Consider the following 241-nt stretch of genomic DNA (forward strand, 5'->3'; position numbering starts at 1 on the left):
TGGAAAAAGCGCAGGTAATGGTAGTTTAATGCGCTGTTTACCGATTGCATTAGCATATACACAACTTGAAAAAATCGAAGAAATTTCAGTTGCTCAATCCAAAATGACGCATTACGATGATTTAGCTAGTGAAGCCTGTGTACTTTATAATCGAATTGCCTATCGACTATTAATGAATGAAGAATTAAAATCAAGTATTTTAGCAGAAATAAAAAATACGCGCTATGAGGAAAATGCAACG

General features: G+C 34.0%; 1 protein-coding gene. It reads left to right on the forward strand.

Annotated features, from left to right (window positions below; all coding sequences use genetic code 11):
• The coding region (locus R2R70_RS22710) for an ADP-ribosylglycohydrolase family protein (RefSeq protein ID WP_410979301.1) at positions 1-241 on the forward strand (241 nt) is incomplete at both ends.

This window comes from Cobetia sp. SIMBA_158 (assembly GCF_046566945.1).
GTDB lineage: Bacteria > Pseudomonadota > Gammaproteobacteria > Pseudomonadales > Halomonadaceae > Cobetia > Cobetia amphilecti.